This is a genomic window from Streptomyces sp. NRRL F-6492, assembly GCF_001280125.1.
Taxonomy (GTDB): domain Bacteria; phylum Actinomycetota; class Actinomycetes; order Streptomycetales; family Streptomycetaceae; genus Streptomyces.
On the sequence record NZ_LGEG01000202.1, the window covers coordinates 1 to 214 of the forward strand.

Consider the following 214-nt stretch of genomic DNA (forward strand, 5'->3'; position numbering starts at 1 on the left):
TGTTCGGACTCGCTTTCGCTACGGCTTCCCCACACGGGTTAACCTCGCAACACACCGCAAACTCGCAGGCTCATTCTTCAAAAGGCACGCAGTCACGAGGATGTGCAAGCACATCCCGACGCTCCCACGGCTTGTAGGCACACGGTTTCAGGTACTATTTCACTCCGCTCCCGCGGTACTTTTCACCATTCCCTCACGGTACTATCCGCTATCG

General features: G+C 56.1%; 1 rRNA gene. It reads right to left on the reverse strand.

The window, feature by feature from the left end:
• Positions 1–214: ribosomal RNA gene (locus ADL08_RS15125) — 23S ribosomal RNA — on the reverse strand; the annotation flags it as partial.